Source organism: Bradyrhizobium sp. HKCCYLS3070 (genome assembly GCF_051167575.1).
Taxonomy (GTDB): Bacteria; Pseudomonadota; Alphaproteobacteria; order Rhizobiales; family Xanthobacteraceae; genus Bradyrhizobium.
In genome coordinates this window covers 63,977-78,868 of record NZ_JBNPTI010000005.1, presented here as the reverse complement: position 1 = coordinate 78,868, position 14,892 = coordinate 63,977, and the positions used below count along the sequence as shown (strand labels likewise).

Genomic DNA, 14,892 nt, shown 5'->3' with positions numbered 1-14,892 from the left:
CGTGAGGTAGCCGCGCTAGCGTGCGCCGCTCCGGATGATCCTCTGGAATGCATCACCGAGAATCACCGGCTCGCGCGGTGGAAGATAGGTCAGTCCGGCGGACCGACCAAGATTAGGCAGGGCCCCGGAAGCGTCGAGTTCCGTCAAGGCCTTGTCGACCGATGCGATGAGTTCGGCCGAACTGGTCAGCCCGACATAACCGCGGTTCACGCCGATCGGATAGCTGTAGCCCGACCCGCCGAGCCTGGTGTCGGGATGAGCCGCCCGATACGCATCGAAACGTCTGCCATCGAGCAGGGTCGCATCGAACTTGCCCTGTTCGAGCGCCCCGAGCAGATCATCCCGCGCGGGAATCAAATGCGTGATGTCGTCGATCAGCCGTCCCTTGTCGAACGTCATCAGGATTGCATCCGCCAACGTGCCGCTCTCGATTGCCAGCCGCAGCCCTGCCAGGTCGCCGATGTCGGTAATCGGGCGCTGTTTCGCGGAAGGTCCGAGAACGACGGTCAGTGTTGAGAACATGTATGGCTTGCTCGGCATCAGCGTGCCGAGCGGAACGCGGCGGCGGCGGTCGTCGCGGGTGGCGCCATCGAAGTCCGGCAGCTTGGCTGTCTTGACGCCGGGCGCGACCAATCCGTCCTGGGTGAACGCATAGCTGCCGAGCAGCGAGCAGCGTCCGTCCGAGAGCAGTGCGTTCGCCTCCAGCGCTGGACTGGAATCTTCGTCCAATTTGCTTTCGTACCACTGGATCTCGAGCTTTCTGCCAAGGCGGTCGGCGATTGCCTGACCGAGCAGGACGTCGAAACCGTTGCCGGGCTTGCCACGATGATGGACCGAGAGCGGCGGAAGATTTTCGTCAAGGCAGATGCGCAGCACGTCGTCAGCGGCTAAGGCGGCTGACGACACTGTCGAGATCATCAAGGCAGTCAGCCAACGGCAGAGATGGCGCATCACTGCGCTCTCCGGCTCGAGACATAGGCCCACAGCGCGGTGATCTCGTCATCGCTGAGAATGTCGCCCCAGGGCGGCATGCGACCGTTCTTGCCCTGCTTCACCGTGGTGACGAAACGAGGCTGGTCATCGGGAAACCGACGCAGGTCGGGCGTCACCGTGCCGGAGTTCACCATGTTGGGGCCGTGGCAGTGCGAGCACTTCTGAGCGAACGTCGTCTTGCCGATGTCCACCTGGCTATGTGCGGCGCTGCCATCTTGTTGTTGGGCGAGGGCAGCCGTCGACAGGACGGCCGACATCGCCACGACGGCGGCGAAGGCCGCCGCCGCTTTCATGAACATGTTCTGTCTCACGGGCAATCCGCACTCAGTTCTTGACCGCGAAGACCCACAGCGAGCCGCCTGCCGGAACGTTGGCGAGGCGCTCGTCACCGGAGAACAGTGAGTAGACGCCGCCGTAGCCTGAGGTGACGGCGACATACTGCACGCCATCCTGCTGCCAGGTGACGGGCTGGCCTTCGATGCCGGAGCCGGTCTGGAACTGCCACAGCTTCTTGCCGCTGTCGGCGTCGAAAGCCTCGAACTCGCCGGTCAGCTTGCCCGAGAATACCACGCCGCCTGCCGTGGACAGCACGCCGGAGAAGCGCGGGATGTCGCTCGGCTGCTCCCACTTGGTCTTGCCGGTCATCGGATCGATGGCCTTGAGCTGACCGCGTGGCCCTTCCGGCCAATCCCACAGATCCGTCAGGTCCATGCCCAGGTACCACTCGCCGGCCTTGTAGGTCGCAGGCTCGGTCTTGTAGTGGCCGCCGAACACGAGCGTGTTGGCGTAGGCCAACCCGGTTTGCGGATTGAACGACATCGGCTCCCAGTTCTTGCCGCCGAGAATCGACGGATAGACCGTGACCTTCTTGCCCTCGCGGGCATCGCGCGTCACATCGGTCTCGACGGGCTTGCCCGTCTTCAGGTCGATGCTGGAGGCCCAGTTCACCTTCACATAGGGGTTGGCCGCGAGCAGCTTCCCATTGGTGCGATCGAGCACATAGAAGAAGCCATTGCGGTTGGCGTTCATCAGCACCTTGGTCTGCTTACCCTCGACGTTCATGTCGGCGAGCACCATCTCCGCGACCGCGTCGTAGTCGAATGGATTGTTCGGCGAGAACTGGAAGTGCCACTTCATCTTGCCGGTCTTCGGATCGAGCGCGAGCACCGAGCAGGTGTAGAGGTTGTCGCCCGGGCGCACCGCCGCGTTGAACGGTCCGGGATTACCGACGCCCCAGAACACGGTGTTCTGCTCGGGATCGTAGGAGCCGGTGATCCAGGTCGAGCCGCCGCCCAGCTTCCAGGTGTCGCCCTTCCAGGTGTCGCCGCCGGGTTCATCCGGGCTTGGGACCGTGTGTGTGCGCCACAAATGCTTGCCCGTCGCCGGATCCCAACCATCGATGAAGCCGCGGGTGCCGAACTCGGCGCCGGAGATGCCAGTCAACACGACGCCGTCGGCGACCAGCGGCGCGACGGTCATCGAGTAGCCTTCCTTGATGTCAGCGGCCTTCTGACGCCACAGTTCCTTGCCGGTCTTGGCATCGAGCGCAATCACGTTGGCATCGAGCGTGGTCCGGAACACCTTGCCGTCGTACAGCGCGGCGCCGCGATTGATGATGCCGCAACAGACCACGCGCGGCGTCTCGGCGGGATAGTCGATCTTGCTTTTCCAGATCTGCTTGCCGGTCTTGGCGTCGACGGCCATCGTCGCATTGTGGGTCGTGACGTAGAGCACGCCCTGGTACACCAGCGGCTGCGACTCCTCACTGCGGTCATCGGCGAAACTGTAGTTCCAGACCGGCACCAGGTTCTTGGCGTTGTCCTTGTTGATCTGGGTGAGCGGGCTGAACCGCTGCAGATTGTAGCCCATGCCGTAGTTGAGAACGTTCGCCGTATCAGTTGCACCCTTGACCAACTGATCGGCGCTCTGCGCGCTTGCACCATGTGATGCAAAAATAGCGAGGCCTGCGGCCAGCGCGATCCGCTTCATTCATTTCCTCCGAGATTTTTATGCGCGCCTATCCTGACGCTGCGGGCACAACACTCCGCTCGAAATCGGGAACCGTCAATACGAAAAGGTGGCAACCGCCCTCTGCGCATCGGGAAGCCGTCCTCGTTCGATCGGGACAGAGCAGCCGATCCCCGTTGTCTCTGCTCGCGGATCTGGGTCGGCATGATCGCACCGCTCCGATGTTGCGTTGCGGCACAAACATTGCTTCGCCGCATCATGCCGGGATAACAGAGGAGTGGGCGGATGAGACGAACCATCCTTTGGCTCGGCATGCTTTGTTGCCTTTGGGTGAGTGCGAGTGCGCGTGATCTCGGTCAGTGGGGAGCGGTCGATCCTGCATTGCGTCAATGGTACGAGGCGCTGATGCAGCCCGACGTGCCGACGGCATCGTGCTGCGGTGAGGCCGACGCCTACTTTGCCGATGAGATCCATGTCCGCGACGGCAAGACCTATGTCATCATTACCGATGACCGTCCCGATGAGCCGCGTGGCCGCCCGCATATCGATGTCGGTACCGAGATCGAGGTCCCCGATCACAAGCTGAAGTGGGACAGGGGAAATCCGACGGGGCACGGCATCATCTTCCTGAGCCGCAATCGGTATGTGTTCTGCTACGTGCAGCCGGGCGGTGCGTGAGGGAAGATGCCGTCCCGCTCAGGGGCAACGTCCTACGAGGATTGAGGCGGAACGGCGTCCAGCCAGGCGGCTGGATTTTGTTTCATTCAATCGATCGACAACCGCTGGGGAAATGCTCCACGGTTGTGGAGCCTTGCGTTCCCCCCGATGCGGTCCTAGCTTCGATGTTGGCGCGAGCAATGCGTCAGTCAATGATAGTCGAACTTGGGAGCTTGAAATGGCCTGGAAGACACCGAAGATCGTCGAAGTGCCGGTTGGCATGGAAATCAACATGTACGCCTGTGCTGCGCGCAAGTAACGCGTAGCGATCTGCCAAGCCACGAGGAGCGCAATTCGCTTCTGACTGGCTTGGCGGATCCATTCGATGGACGGTCCGCGAGATCGTCCCGGCGACCGGCCTCTCGGCCGATCGGGTATGACGGGCACACCGCCGAACGTTGGTGACGATCAAACGTCCTGCGTGTCGAAGATATACAGGTCGACGCCGCCATCGGCGAAGTTGGGCAGATCGCCCGCCGCCGCCTTGCCTTCGGCAGAGCCCATTCCCGCCTGCAGCGCCTGCATCGAATCGAATATCAGGGTGGCAACGAGGTGGATGTTGGTGGCTCCCGCCGGCCCATTCACCGGGCCCCGGCTGATATCGTAGCTCTTCAGACCGGGAATCTTCTTCGCCAGCGGCACATGGACGTTCATATAGTGTTTGTCGAACGCCTCGGCGCTCTTGGGGGTCTTGTAGAGTACGAGAACCTTGGGCATCTGCTTCCTCCGCATTCGCTCTTTTGAGGTCGATCGACCGCTTCCATTGCAGCCGATCTGCCGGTTCGGATCAAGCGTCAGGGGCGGATTCGCCCAGGGATAGTCGTTCCAGCCTTGGTTCCGCTGCATAATTTGTTGCGCGAGGAGAAACTGATGCAGCCGGATGTCGTAGTTTCAGTTAAGCTGTTTCAGGCTTATCGAAGGACAACGAGCCATGAGCTCCATCGATCTCGTCATCACCGTCTGCGCAGTCCTGTCTCCGGCCACCTGCGAGGAGCAGCATCTCGTTTTCGCGGATGGCGGTGCCTCGCTGCAGCAATGCGCGATGAAGGCGCCGCCCTACATCGCCCAGTGGATCGGCGAGCACCCGAAATGGACTGCAGTGCGATGGCGCTGCGAATATCCCCACAGCAACGACAAGGCCTGAGGCCGGCTTGGCCGTCGGCACGCTGGCTGCTTACTTCGTGCACTCCTTGAGGTCCTTGTCGGCGACCGAAACCACGGCGTCGGCCTTGATCTCGAGGCCGCGAACAATGCACTGCCGCTCGCCGGCATAGCTCACCTTGGCGTCGTAGCGCCCAGGCTCGACTCCGGTGAGCTTCAGCCGTTCGTCGTGATCGAGCTCCTTGTCCTTGTCGTTCAGCGTCTGATTCGGTCCCCAATTGTTCTGGCCGGCCGGCGAGAGCTGAAAGCCGGTCATCGTTGCGGTCGTCAGATTCCAGAGCCGGATGCCCTTGCTTTGTGCGGCGGCCGCGAGCGGGATGCCGAACAGAATGATCGCCGTCACGGCGGATGCGCGTCTCATGGCGTTTTCCCTGGGGTCCGATGTCCTTTGCCATGACTATGACACGGAAAAATCCAGTCGCGCCACATCGGCCTTGATTACCGCGACCACGTCGTTGTTGCGCTGCGCGCGCGGCAGGTCGATCGGGACTGAATGAAGCAGACGGGCAGGGCGTGAGGACAGCAGGAAGATCCGGTCGCCGAGCCGTGCCGCGTCGTCCATGCTGTGCGTGACCAGCAGCGTGATCATGGGGCGCGAGGCCACGAGCGTCGCGATCTCCTCGCGCAGCCGCGCGGCGAGCGCGTCGTCGAGCGAAGCCAGCGGCTCGTCGAGAATCAGGAAATCCGGCTCGACCGCAAAGGCGCGCGCCAGCGCGACACGGCGGGCGAGGCCGAGCGACAACTCGCCTGGAAAATGGCTGCGATGTCCCTCGAGCTCGAGCACGCCGAAGATGGCGGCCAGCCTGTCCTCCGCGACACCGGGCGCTGCCAGCCGGACGTTGGCCTCGACGGATCGCCACGGCAGCAGCCGCGGCTCCTGGAACACCATTGCCAGCCGGGCTCCCTCGGGCCGCGATACATGGCCCTGATAGTCGTTGTCCAGACCGGCGAGGATCCGCAGCATCGTGCTCTTGCCGCAGCCGGAGGGGCCGACGACGACGCCGACCTCGCCCCGCTCCAGCGAAAAGGCAATGCCAGCAATCACCTCCTGGCGCTTGCCATTGGCGGCGCTGGTGTAGCTCTTGGACCTGATATCGACCTCAAGCCGCACGGAGCCGCCACCTCGATGCACGCTGCTCGAACGGCTGGACGATAACGGCCTCGATCACCAGCACCACGGCAGCAAAGCTGAGCGAGTAGGCGAGCAGCAACGGAATGTCGAACAGCTGGAAGGCGACGCCGATCTCGAAGCCGATGCCGTTGGGCCTCCCGAGCAACTCGGCGACCAGCACGATCTTCCACACCAATGACAGGCCGGAGCGCGCGGCCGCCGCAATATAGGGCGCAAGCTGCGGCAGCAGGACGTGGCGGAGGATGCGTCCGCGCGAAAAGGCAAACACCTTGGCCATCTCGTCGAGCGATGGATCGAGCGCGCGGGCGCCTTCGCGCAAGGTGACGACGGCGGTCGGCAGCTTGTTGATCGCGATCGCCGCGATCGCAGCGACCTCGGTGAGACCAGCCCAGATATAGGCGAGCACGATCACCACCAGCGCGGGCAGATTGAGCAGCAGGATCAGCCAGGGATCGCCGAGGCGGTTGGCGAGCTGGCTGCGCCCCATCAGAAAGCCGATCGCCGAGCCGAGTGCCATTGACAGAGTGAAAGCGAGGGCGACGCGGGCGAGCGTTGCGCCGAGATGCAGAAACAGCGCGCCGGACCGCGCTTCCGCCACCGCAACCGCGAGCACGGCCGATGGCAATGGCAGCTTGGCGCTGCCGGCGACAGCCGCGGCAATCCACCAGGTGGCGAGCAGAAGCGCAAAGGACAACAGCCGCAGCACTAATCCCTCGCATCCGCCCTGTAGTAGGTGCCGGGACTGAGCTCAGCCGCGGGGCCGACCAGATCGCGGCCGCCGATCGAGGCGAGCACGCCGTAGAGAACGCGGGCGTCGGCCTCTTCCTCGGCCACCGGCCGGCGCGGAATACCTTCGCGATAGCGGTCGCGATAGACGCGCAAGGTGGCGTCGTCCTGTGCGCCGGTCAGCGGGGCGATCGTTTGCCAGTCGGCGTCGGAAGTCGCCAGGATCTCCTTGGCCTTGGCCGTGACGGTTAGGAAGCGTGCGACGAGATCGCGATGCTTGGCGGCCCAGTCCTCGTCGAAGACATAGCCGATCATCGCGGTGCGGCCCTTGGCGCCGAACGGCGGCAGCAGGTCCTCGACGCCGGCAAGCCGGCGGAAGCCCTTGGCTTCCAGCGCCGCGCAGAAATTCCAGTAGTTCAAGCCCGCATCCATCTCGCCGTCGGCCAGCTTGGCGGCCAGCAGCGGCGGCGCGCCGTAGGTGATCGTCGCCTGCGATTTCAGATCGACGCCGTCGCGCTTGAGCGTGGCCTGCAGCAGCAGCCAGCTCTTGTCGAGCGGGCCGCCGGCCACCGCGAGCTTGCGTCCCTTCAGATCGGCAAGCGTCTTGATCGGTGAGGTCGCCGGCACCATCACGGCGCCGAGCGCGCTCGAATAGGGATAGAAGGTGAGCTTGGCGCCGAGCGCACGCTCGCGCGACACCCATAGCCAGTCCGACACCATGATGTCGGCGTTGCCGGCCCGCAGCGCGATCTTGCCGGCCTCCGGGCTCGCGAGCTCGACCGCATCGATCGCGATATCCGCCTGCTTGTCGAGCTGGCGGGCGCGGATCACGGCCAGCTCCCAGGCGAAGGTGCCGGTCTTTTGCACCGCAACCTTGACGGTCTCGGCGGCGCAGCATGCCGTGACCGGCAGCAGGGCGCAGGCGACAATCGCCATCAACAAACGACCGATCTGCGTCATGAGCCCGTCTGCATTTCCTCGAGAGGTGTTCTTTTCAGCCTCATTCCCTTAGCATAGCTTCGGCTGCGATGCCGCGGAGGACTGTGATGCGTAGTGCTGTTCCGGTAGGACCGATTGTCGCCACTCTCATTGCCACGATTGCGCTGTGCGGGCCGGCTCGTGCCGAGGAGCTCAACGACTATCCGACCTCGGCGCGGGCCGAATATGTGTTCGGCTGCATGAAGGCGAATGGCGAGACCAGGGAGGCGATCGCGCAGTGCTCCTGCTCGATCGACGTGATCGCTTCGATCATTCCCTATGAGCGCTACGTCACGGCCGAGACCGTCCTCAGCATGTCCCAGGTGCACAGCAATCTCGGCACCCAGTTCCGCACGTCCGAGCAGGCCGCCAACGCGCTGAACGATCTCCGCCGGGCGCAGGCCGAAGCCGAAGTGAGATGCTTCTGAAGCGCTGCCGCTCTGCCGCATCAAGTTCCTGAACCGTCGGCCGGCCAATCGTGCTCGAACACGTGGCCCTGCGTATCCTTCGCCTCCGCATGGAATTGCTTGGCACCGTTCGACACGTAGGTGAAGCGGATGTTGGGATCCTCAGAGATCGAGATGCCGCCTTCGACCGACAGCACCAGACTGCCGTTCTGCGACAGTGTCAGCCGGTCGATGAAGAAGGCCGGAATGTAGAGCTGCGTCACCTGATCCATCTGGAGCCCGGAATTGTTGGGATGCCCGACCATGACCTGCGCTTCGCGGATGCCGCTCGTGGCGCCGTCGCTGCTTTGCGTGAACTGCCGGTAGCGCATCTGGCCGATGCGCGCCTTGGCCTCGTCCGGATTCTTCGCCGCCGGCGCCGAGCAGCCTCCGGACGCCTTGACGAAGGTCTTGACCACATAGAGCTGACCATCCGTCAGCTCGGCCACGGCATGCACATCCGTGTAGTTGTTGACGCGGACCCGCGTCGAGATCGCGGTCACATTGGCGTCCGCGCCAAGCGTGAACTTGGCCGCCATCGGCGCGGGATTCTGGTCGATCACCAGCGTGATGGTCTTGATACGGCGCTCGTCGGCGGGCGACAGCTTGCTGCGCAGGGTGACCGGAACGACCGAGGCATCCTCGGCGCGCGTCGGCATCTCGATCGACAGCACATTGGTGCCGTCCTGCATCGCCTTGTTGTTGAAGATGTCCTGGACCAGTCCCGGCCAGGGATCGTAACCATCAGCGGCCTTCGCAGGTGCGAACGCAAACGCGAGGCAGGCCCCGAGAAGCAGGGTGGACGGCAGGTGGAGCCGGATCATGGCGCAATCCTCCTCGGGCAGTCGGGTGAATTAACAATCATAGCGCGTTGCCGCCCTCATTCCCATTCCATTTCCGAGAATGCCGCCGTTGCGTTGCGGGCATTGTAGTCGTCGAACAGCTCCCATTTGCCGCGCTCCGATCCCGCGGCCCCAGCGGCGTCCGCGATCGGCCTGCCTGCCTTGATCAGCCCGCGAACGTCGTGGGCCAATGTATCGAGGTAGCGACGCTCGTCACTGAGCGCCAGTGGCCACGGGCTGACAGGGCCATGGCCGGGAACGACGCGCTCGGCCGGGATGGTCGCGAGCGCGGCCATGTCGGCGATCCAGCCGCGCAGGCTGCCATCCATCACCGGGATGTGACGCAGGAATACGAGATCGCCGGCGAACAAGGTCCGGCTGCGGTCATCATAGGCGGACAGGTCGCAGTCGCTATGAGCGGTACTCCAGGCCTTGAGCGTGAGGGTACGGCCGCCGAGGTCGAGCATCATCTCGTCGTCCACGAGGATCGACGGGGGGACGAGACGGACCTCGTCGATCAGCTCGGCGCCCATCAGGCGCCGGAACGCCTCGATGTAGTGCGGTCCGCGCATTGCAAGCGCGCGCGGCAGGTTCTTGGCGCCGACGAAGCGCGTGCCGTCGCCCTCGAATGCCGCGTTGCCGAATGCGTGATCCGGATGGGCGTGAGTGTTGATGACGTAGCGCACGGGCTTGGCGGTACGGGCGCGGATCGCTGCCAGCAGCGCGCGGCCTTCGCGGACGCTGCCGCCGGTGTCGATCACGGCGACCGCGTCGTTGCCAACGATGAAACCGACATTGGCGATGGCGCCCTCGTTCGCCGCGTTCATCAGCGCGGTCTGGCCGATGTGAACGAACACGCCGGGCGCGATCTCGCTGACCTCGAGTTCCGGCGGCATGGCAAGAGCGGCGCTGCCGAGCGCCAGCGCCCCCCAGGCGGTGATCGCGATGATCAGTTGTCTCACCATCGGCTTGCCTTGCTCGCGTGAGAGGTGTGCGTCAGGCGATGGACGTTGCGGTGCAGCAATGGGTCAACTCTTCGCGATGACGGCGGCTGTTGCACCGGAGCGGCCGGCGGCCTAGCATTTTCAAAAATACCACGATGCGTTCGATAGGGATGAAAATACGGATGACGAAGCGTCACAACCTTGCCTGCTCGCTGGCCGTTGCCGCGGGGCTCACTCTGCTCGGACCGGCCGCCGCTTTCGCGCAGAGCAATGATGGCCTGGACCTGTCGATCGAGCTGGTCGATCCCAAGGTGCTCAGGGTCTGCGCCGATCCGCGCAACCTGCCGTTCTCGAACGAGAAGGGCGACGGCTTCGAGAACAAGCTGGCCGAGCTCTTTGCCGCCAAGCTGCAGAAGAAGGTGGACTACACGTTCTTCCCGCAGGCCACCGGATTCGTGCGCATGACGCTCGGCTCGCACCGTTGCGACGTGATCATGGGCTTTCCCCAAGGGGACGACCTGGTGCAGAGCACCAGTCCCTATTACCGGACGGCCTATGCGATCGTGACCAAGCCGGGCTCCGATCTTGCCGATGTGACGACGCTGGAGGATGCCAAGCTCAAGGGCAGGCACATCGGCATCGTGGCGGGCACGCCGCCGGCAACCAATATGGCGCTGGCCGGGCTGATGCCGACCGCAAAGCCCTATCCGCTGATGATCGACACCCGCGTCGATTCCTCGGCAGAGGCGATGATCAACGATCTGAAGTCCGGCGAGATCGATGCCGGCGTGCTGTGGGGGCCGATGGCCGGCTACTATGCCAAGCAGGCGAGCCCGCAACTGCATGTCACGCCGCTGGTGAAGGAGACCAGCGGGCCGAAGCTGATCTATCGCATCGCCATGGGTGTCCGTGGCGCGGACCAGAACTGGCGCCGTCAGCTCAACAAGCTGATCCAGGAGAACCAGGGGGAGATCAACAAGATCCTGCTCGATTTCGGGGTGCCGCTGCTGGACGAGAGCAATCATCTGATCACCGCCGAGGCTGCGGCGAAGCCATGATCGGTCGGCTCAGCGCTGCGGCATTGGCAGGCGTGCTGCTGATCGCCGCGGCGGTGCGGGCCGATGATCTCGTGCCGGAGCCGGACAGCTATCGCACCGAGAACTATCGCGCGCCGGTGCCGACGACCCTGAGCGGAGCGCGCGTGCTGTCGACGCGGGAGACCGAGGCGATCTGGCGCGCGAAGTCCGCCGTCTTCGTCGATGTGTTGCCGCGGCCGCCCAAGCCGAAGAACCTGCCGGCCGGGACGGTGTGGCGCGAGCAGCCGCGCCTGGACATTCCCGGCAGCATCTGGCTGCCCGACACCGGCTACGGGGTGCTGGCGCCCCAGACCGAGGACTATCTGAAGCGCGGCCTTGCCCGCGCTTCCGAGGGCGATTTGAGTCGTCTGCTCGTGTTCTACTGCCTCGAGGATTGCTGGATGTCGTGGAATGCCGCCAAGCGCGCGCTGACCTATGGCTACCGCAACGTCGCGTGGTATCCGGACGGGACCGACGCCTGGAGCCGCGCCGACCTGCCGCTGCAGCAGACGCAGCCCGAGCCGCGGCCTGAGGAGTGAGCGGAGAGGGCGGCGGTAGCGCATCAAATCAGCTACTCCATGTCCTGCTGGATCTCGCGCGCTAGGGCGAACAGGCGCTGGTCGATCGCGGTCGGGACCTCGCAGACGAACTTCATCACGCGACGCCGGTCCTCGAAGATGCGCGTCTCCCAGTTCAACTGGTTGGTCATCTCCTCGACCTTGGCCTGATCCGGGTTGGGGCCGCTGTGCATCTCCTGCAGCGCGATGGTGTCGCCGCGCACCTTGTCGACGGCCTCGCGCTGCTTGCGCATGACGCGCTCGAGGCCGTTCATCACCGATGTCCGCTGCGCGTTCAGCGTGTCGAACAGCCCGGCGAACAGCAGCTTGCCCTTGCGTATCTTCTCCTCGGCCGTACCGGTGAGGAAATCGGCGACGTCCTTCTGGGCCTGCTCCAGCGGGATACGGCGCGCGGCAAGCTTGGCGACGAGCTCGGCCACCTTCGCATCGTCCTTCCAGCTCGCGCCGACATCGTCGATCGGCGGGCCGGACCACACGGCGGCGATCGAGATCTCCGGCACCTTGGCCTGCGGGCAGGGCCAATCCGGATAGCGCGGATCGGCGGCCTGCGCAGCACCTGCCGACGCAGCGATGGCGACGGCCGCCAGTGTCGTTCTGAACCTCATGCCTCGCCTCCGGGACCGCGCCTGACAAACCCCCGCGACGGATCGTAGGCCAGGATCGCGCCGATCATGAAGACGGCGGTGCAGCCGCCGACCACCGCGAGCGAAACCCAGTTCAGCTTGCCATATAGCGCGAAGCGGATGAGCTCGACCGCGTGGGTGAAGGGATTGGCTTCGCAGAGATAAGCCAGCCAGGGACTGCCTTCCTCGACCCGCCAGAGCGGGTAGAGCGCCGATGAGGCGAAGAACATCGGGAAGATCACGAAGTTCATGACGCCGGCGAAATTCTCGAGCTGCTTGATGCCGGAGGAGATCAGCATGCCCAGCGCGCCGAGCATCAGGCCGGACAGGATCAGCGCCGGCAGCACCGTCAGATAGCCCATCGGCGGCGGGGTGATGTCCCAGAACCAGGCGATGGCGAGAAACGCATAGACCTGCAGCACCGAGACGGCGGTGCCGGCGAGCAGCTTGCAGAACAGCAGATAGCCGCGCGGCAGCGGGCTCACCAGCAAGGTGCGCATGTTGCCCATCTCGCGGTCGTAGACCATCGACAGCGACGACTGCATGCCGTTGAACAACTGGATCATCGCCATCAGGCCGGGCGCGATATAGACCTCGTAGGGGATATAGGTCTCGTAGGGCGGGATGATCGAGATGCCCAGCACCTGGCGGAAGCCGGCGGCGAAGATGAACAGCCAGACCAGCGGCCGTACCAGCGCCGAGACGAAGCGCTCGCGCTGATGCAGGAAGCGCAGGCCCTCGCGCCAGACGATGCCGGTGAGGCAGGTGATGTATTCGCCGGCCGAAAAGCCGCTGCGTGTGGGTGTGGGCGCGTGCACGGTGGTGACGGTCATGGCTCGGAGCTCCGCGCCGGACTGGCCTGGGTCGTCAGCCGCGCGAACGCCGCGTTGACGTCGGTCGCACCGGCCTCGGCGATGACCTGCGGGACGGGCCCGCGCGCCAGCACGCGGCCCTGATGCAGCACGACGAGATCATCGGTCGCGGCGATCTCGTCGAACAGATGCGTCGCCCAGAGCACGCCGATGCCCTGCTCGGCGACGAGCTGACGGACATGGCCGACGATGTCGGCGCGGGCCTTGACGTCGAGGCCGACGGTGGCCTCGTCGAGCAGCAGGAGGCGCGGCCGGTGCAGCAGGGCGCGAGCAATCTCCAGCCGGCGCATCTGGCCGCCGGAGAGGTCGCGCACCTTGCTGCCGGCGCGGTCGGCGAGGCCGATGCGCGCCAGCAGCTCCTCGCTGCGCGCGCGGGCCTCGCGGCGCGAGATGCCGTGCAGCGCGGCGTGGTAGAGCAGGTTCTGCGTCAGCGACAGATCGAGGTCGAGCGTGCGCGGCTGGAACACGACGCCGAGCAGCCGCAGCGCCTCGCCCGGCGTGCGGCCGATGTCATGGCCGAAAATGCCGATCTGGCCGGTCTGCACTGCGAACAGCCGGGTGATGAGCGAGAACAGCGTGCTCTTGCCGGCGCCGTTGAGACCGAGCAGGGCGGTGAAGCTCGCAGGCTGGACGGCGAAGCTGACGTCGTTGAGCGCCTTGCGTGCACCGTAGGAATGGCTGACGCCGGCGACCGACAGCGCCGGCACCTGGTCGGAGGCCGGCTGCGGGGTGGCGCCTGTGGCGTCGAGAGCGGGTGCGTTCTGCGTCGTCATGGCTGTGCAATCGTGATGCCCCAGGGCAGCTCGCCGACCTGGATGGTCTTGATCACCTTCTGCGCGGCGACATCGATCACCGAGACATCGTTGGAGACGCCGTTGGTGACCAGAAGATATTTCTCATCCGGCGTGAACTCCATGTGCCAGACGCGCTGGCCGACCAGGAGATATTTCTTCACCTCGTGGGTGGTGCCGTCGACGATGGCGACGCGATTGGCGGGGCCGAGCGCGACGAAGCCGGTCTTGCCGTCCTTGGTCAGGGCGATTCCGACCGGCTGGATCGCCTCGCTGCGCAGGCCGGGCACGGCGAACTTGATCTTGCCGGTGACCTCGCGCTTGGCGGGGTCGATGATCGAGACGGTGCCGCCAATCTCGGCCGAGACCCACAGCTCCGAGCCGTCGCTCTTGAACTCGGCAAAGCGCGGCCGCGCATCGACCAGCACGTTGGCGACGATCTTGCGGGTCGCCGTGTCGATGAAATGCGCCATGTTGGTGGTTTCGGAGGTGCAGATCAGGATCTTGCCGTCCGGACTGAGCATCATGCCCTCCGGCTCGACGCCGACCTGGACGTCGCCGATGCGGACGCGCTTCTCGAGGTCGAGCACCGTGACCGTGTTGTCGTTCTCGTTGGCGACATAGAGCGTCTTGCCGGCGGCGTCCTGCGCGAACAATTCGGGATCGGGGCCGGAGGGCAGGGTATCCACCACCTCCATCTTCTTGGCATCGATCACCTGGATGGTGTCGTCGTCGCCGACTGCCACCATCACGAACTTGCCGTCGCGCGTGAACGCGATCCCGCGCGGCCGCTGGCCGACCTTGATGGTCTTGGTGACCGTCCAGGTGTCGGTGTCGATGACGGAGACGGTGTTGCCCTTCTCGTTGGAGACGAAGGCGACGTAGGCGGAGGCGGAGGCTGCATGGGCCATGACGAGTGCGGCGATGAGCAGGCTGACTGCTGTGCCGAAGCGCTTGCAAAGCTGCGATCGCCCTTCGGGACGCGCGTGTGCGGAAGGCTCCACACCAGCACGCATGTCGGCCCGGCATATCGGACTAGGCATTC

General features: G+C 64.8%; 20 protein-coding genes. 6 read left to right on the top strand and 14 right to left on the bottom strand.

The window, feature by feature from the left end:
• Positions 1-15: 15 nt before the first annotated feature.
• The 3 genes from ACQR03_RS17955 to ACQR03_RS17945 are packed head-to-tail and all read right to left on the bottom strand — an operon-like array spanning position 16 to position 2,982.
• Entirely contained in the window at positions 16-951 is a 936-nt protein-coding gene (locus tag ACQR03_RS17955) for a substrate-binding periplasmic protein (RefSeq protein WP_315752899.1), read from the bottom strand.
• Positions 951-1,292, bottom strand: coding sequence for a c-type cytochrome (locus ACQR03_RS17950; protein ID WP_315713215.1), 342 nt, complete (start codon positions 1,290-1,292; stop codon positions 951-953). The genes ACQR03_RS17955 and ACQR03_RS17950 overlap by 1 nt, the downstream gene beginning before the upstream one ends.
• 25 nt (positions 1,293-1,317) lie before the next feature.
• On the bottom strand, positions 1,318-2,982 hold the full coding sequence (locus ACQR03_RS17945; protein ID WP_315752807.1) for a methanol/ethanol family PQQ-dependent dehydrogenase: 1,665 nt from the start codon (positions 2,980-2,982) through the stop codon (positions 1,318-1,320).
• Between the two features lie 264 nt (positions 2,983-3,246).
• Here ACQR03_RS17945 and ACQR03_RS17940 point away from each other — a divergent pair, with 264 nt between their 5' ends.
• Positions 3,247-3,639: a hypothetical protein gene (locus tag ACQR03_RS17940; RefSeq protein WP_315713211.1), complete on the top strand. Its 393-nt coding sequence runs from the start codon at positions 3,247-3,249 to the stop codon at positions 3,637-3,639.
• Between the two features lie 217 nt (positions 3,640-3,856).
• Entirely contained in the window at positions 3,857-3,937 is an 81-nt protein-coding gene (gene pqqA / locus ACQR03_RS17935) for a pyrroloquinoline quinone precursor peptide PqqA (protein WP_009031067.1), read from the top strand.
• Between the two features lie 149 nt (positions 3,938-4,086).
• Here pqqA and ACQR03_RS17930 read toward each other — a convergent pair whose 3' ends face one another.
• Positions 4,087-4,395: an EthD family reductase gene (locus tag ACQR03_RS17930; protein WP_315713209.1), complete on the bottom strand. Its 309-nt coding sequence runs from the start codon at positions 4,393-4,395 to the stop codon at positions 4,087-4,089.
• Positions 4,396-4,609: 214 nt separating this feature from the next.
• Between ACQR03_RS17930 and ACQR03_RS17925 the strand changes: the two genes are divergently transcribed.
• Positions 4,610-4,822: a hypothetical protein gene (locus tag ACQR03_RS17925; RefSeq protein WP_315713207.1), complete on the top strand. Its 213-nt coding sequence runs from the start codon at positions 4,610-4,612 to the stop codon at positions 4,820-4,822.
• A 30-nt stretch (positions 4,823-4,852) separates the two neighbouring features.
• On the opposite strand, the gene ACQR03_RS17920 is transcribed toward ACQR03_RS17925, so the two are convergent.
• The 4 genes from ACQR03_RS17920 to ACQR03_RS17905 are packed head-to-tail and all read right to left on the bottom strand — an operon-like array spanning position 4,853 to position 7,657.
• Positions 4,853-5,200 carry a hypothetical protein gene (locus ACQR03_RS17920; protein WP_315752809.1) on the bottom strand — a complete coding sequence of 116 codons (348 nt, stop codon included), beginning with the start codon at positions 5,198-5,200 and terminating at the stop codon, positions 4,853-4,855.
• A 36-nt stretch (positions 5,201-5,236) separates the two neighbouring features.
• Positions 5,237-5,950 (bottom strand): ABC transporter ATP-binding protein, encoded by a 714-nt coding sequence (locus ACQR03_RS17915; protein WP_315713203.1) that lies wholly within the window; start codon positions 5,948-5,950, stop codon positions 5,237-5,239.
• On the bottom strand, positions 5,940-6,677 hold the full coding sequence (locus ACQR03_RS17910; RefSeq protein WP_315741273.1) for an ABC transporter permease: 738 nt from the start codon (positions 6,675-6,677) through the stop codon (positions 5,940-5,942). Before ACQR03_RS17910 ends, ACQR03_RS17915 begins: the two co-directional genes overlap by 11 nt.
• Positions 6,677-7,657: an ABC transporter substrate-binding protein gene (locus ACQR03_RS17905; protein WP_315752810.1), complete on the bottom strand. Its 981-nt coding sequence runs from the start codon at positions 7,655-7,657 to the stop codon at positions 6,677-6,679. Before ACQR03_RS17905 ends, ACQR03_RS17910 begins: the two co-directional genes overlap by 1 nt.
• 86 nt (positions 7,658-7,743) lie before the next feature.
• Here ACQR03_RS17905 and ACQR03_RS17900 point away from each other — a divergent pair, with 86 nt between their 5' ends.
• Positions 7,744-8,103, top strand: a complete 360-nt coding sequence (locus tag ACQR03_RS17900; protein WP_315713197.1) for a hypothetical protein — start codon at positions 7,744-7,746, stop codon at positions 8,101-8,103.
• A gap of 20 nt (positions 8,104-8,123) precedes the next feature.
• Here the strand turns inward: ACQR03_RS17900 and ACQR03_RS17895 are convergent, their stop codons facing one another.
• Positions 8,124-8,945 (bottom strand): quinoprotein dehydrogenase-associated SoxYZ-like carrier, encoded by an 822-nt coding sequence (locus ACQR03_RS17895; protein WP_315752811.1) that lies wholly within the window; start codon positions 8,943-8,945, stop codon positions 8,124-8,126.
• A gap of 56 nt (positions 8,946-9,001) precedes the next feature.
• Positions 9,002-9,928 (bottom strand): quinoprotein relay system zinc metallohydrolase 2, encoded by a 927-nt coding sequence (locus ACQR03_RS17890; RefSeq protein ID WP_315752812.1) that lies wholly within the window; start codon positions 9,926-9,928, stop codon positions 9,002-9,004.
• A gap of 161 nt (positions 9,929-10,089) precedes the next feature.
• Between ACQR03_RS17890 and ACQR03_RS17885 the strand changes: the two genes are divergently transcribed.
• Entirely contained in the window at positions 10,090-10,965 is an 876-nt protein-coding gene (locus ACQR03_RS17885) for a substrate-binding domain-containing protein (RefSeq protein ID WP_315752813.1), read from the top strand.
• Complete coding sequence (locus tag ACQR03_RS17880) at positions 10,962-11,522, top strand: PQQ-dependent catabolism-associated CXXCW motif protein (RefSeq protein WP_315752814.1); 561 nt, start codon at positions 10,962-10,964, stop codon at positions 11,520-11,522. The genes ACQR03_RS17885 and ACQR03_RS17880 overlap by 4 nt, the downstream gene beginning before the upstream one ends.
• A gap of 32 nt (positions 11,523-11,554) precedes the next feature.
• Here ACQR03_RS17880 and ACQR03_RS17875 read toward each other — a convergent pair whose 3' ends face one another.
• Genes ACQR03_RS17875 through ACQR03_RS17860 form a run of 4 tightly spaced genes read right to left on the bottom strand, consistent with a single transcriptional unit; the run spans position 11,555 to position 14,758 of the window.
• Entirely contained in the window at positions 11,555-12,166 is a 612-nt protein-coding gene (locus tag ACQR03_RS17875; protein WP_315752815.1) for a hypothetical protein, read from the bottom strand.
• The gene (locus ACQR03_RS17870; protein WP_315825186.1) at positions 12,163-13,017 is read right to left on the bottom strand and encodes an ABC transporter permease; all 855 of its coding nucleotides are present in this window, start codon (positions 13,015-13,017) and stop codon (positions 12,163-12,165) included. The genes ACQR03_RS17875 and ACQR03_RS17870 overlap by 4 nt, the downstream gene beginning before the upstream one ends.
• Positions 13,014-13,829 (bottom strand): ABC transporter ATP-binding protein, encoded by an 816-nt coding sequence (locus ACQR03_RS17865; RefSeq protein ID WP_315752817.1) that lies wholly within the window; start codon positions 13,827-13,829, stop codon positions 13,014-13,016. The genes ACQR03_RS17870 and ACQR03_RS17865 overlap by 4 nt, the downstream gene beginning before the upstream one ends.
• Positions 13,826-14,758 (bottom strand): YVTN family beta-propeller repeat protein, encoded by a 933-nt coding sequence (locus tag ACQR03_RS17860; RefSeq protein WP_315752818.1) that lies wholly within the window; start codon positions 14,756-14,758, stop codon positions 13,826-13,828. The genes ACQR03_RS17865 and ACQR03_RS17860 overlap by 4 nt, the downstream gene beginning before the upstream one ends.
• Positions 14,759-14,892 lie beyond the last annotated feature (134 nt).